The following is a 1,747-nucleotide window of genomic DNA, read 5'->3' as shown; positions in this document are numbered from 1 at the left end:
CCCCCCCCCGCCCCCCCGCCCCCCCCCCCCCCCTTGTGTCTCATATAGATCACCCTCACGTCCCCAACCACACGCATATACCATGATTTGCCCCCCGAAGAAAAAGAGAAGAATGAATACACAATAATCAAGCTATAAGCTTCGAAGGCACCAAAAACTGACTAAGGGATGAACACCTCTCGCGAGCACTAATTATCAAACTCATACTGCCGCGAGCCTATTGGATGCGGACACCAATTCCGAACCACGGGAACTGGACCACCCTGCTCACCTTGCCAACCCTATTCCTAACCCCGATTTTCAGCACCTTAAAGGTGCCATTGCGGGCCAAGTGCGAATGATTCGACGTGTGACGCTGCTGAAAATGGGACTGCAAACCCTATCGCACGACTGGATACCATCGCGAACTGGCGATGAGGTAAGCGAGTCTGTATTAAATGAGACACTCCAAAGCCCAATCAGAAAATCGACCATATATATCGATTGATCCATTGCTCTTTACAAAAACACCCCGCGCAATTCAGCTCGCCCGACTATTTGACGCCCTGCGTAATTATTATGATCAGACGCGCTCGGGCATTGGAAGGGCTCTCACCTAGATCCAATCCCAGATAAATAAATAGCGAAACCTAATCTGCATCGGCGCTCACTGATGTTTTCGCGCATACTGCCGACGAAAAACAGCCGGGGTAAACGCTGCGAATTGTTCAGTCATATACTCTTTGCGCTTGAGCGAAATCCGCCACGATAAGGGGACATACGCAACACCTCACTTGATGATCGCAAGAGTGGAATAATTAACTCTATGCAACACTCTGTCTGGACTTAGACGCGGTCGCCACTAACTATATTCCTAGCTTGTAAATAGGCGGAGAACTCTTTAGCTGCGAATCGCGCTGAGTGTGCCGGCAACTCATTGCGCTCTAAGACTTCCAAGACGATGCACATCCCTTGACCATTGACCATTGACCATTGACCATTGACCATTGACGAGACCATCGCACCGCTCACCAGCTCAGGCGCGACTCAAACGGTCAGCCTATATGGCAAAAATTCGCTGTAGATTCCTGGCGGTAAGGCACTCGCATTTGCCACCATCGAACCAAATACCGGGATAGCAACCTAAAGTAGGGCCAACTGGCAATATTGATCAAAAATGATCTCCACACTTCATTGCATCTCATATATTGACCCGATACTTCGTTACGCAGATCGCTCATTGTGGAAAGTCTCAAGTAGAAACAACGCCGGATATTTAAGCACGACAGCCGCCAGGGCGAAACAGTTATGTCCCAGACAGCCCCCCCCAGACACCTAGCGCAACAGCATGGCGATCTCAGCCCCACGAGCGACCGTGACCGGTAGCAATACTAGTCCTGGGTACATTCCTCGCGAGAGAAGGTGCTCAACCAGCAGTCGCTGGCCACCAGGTACTTTGAACCTTAACGTCGGCAATACGACTAGCTGACAGACGTGAAGTCAGTGATCACGCAGAACTAACAAAGGGCCACGTTGTGACATGCCGTCAATACGCCATCCCGCTCATCGTAATAGGCATTCAACTAATTATCTGACAGACACTTCCCTTTTTGGCGAAATACAATAATCCGAGAGAGACTTTACAAACCGCCGCTCGACGAGATATTGAACTCAAGGCTGCTGCCGTGTTGCCGCCAACACGATCTCCCGGATGCACACATGTTGCGGCTGCTCGTAGGCATAACGAATCGCTGAGGCGACGTCGTCG

Annotated in this window: 1 pseudogene; it reads right to left on the bottom strand. The window is 50.7% G+C overall.

The features are described from left to right. Window positions 1-1,650: 1,650 nt before the first annotated feature. Window positions 1,651-1,747, bottom strand: a pseudogene (locus tag KW848_RS32090) (oxidoreductase); the annotation flags it as partial.

The sequence above is a fragment of the Pseudomonas sp. PDM25 genome (assembly GCF_019219045.1).
Classification (GTDB): domain Bacteria; phylum Pseudomonadota; class Gammaproteobacteria; order Pseudomonadales; family Pseudomonadaceae; genus Aquipseudomonas.
Note: the sequence above shows the minus strand (reverse complement) of the source record. Positions and strands in the feature narration are given on the sequence as shown.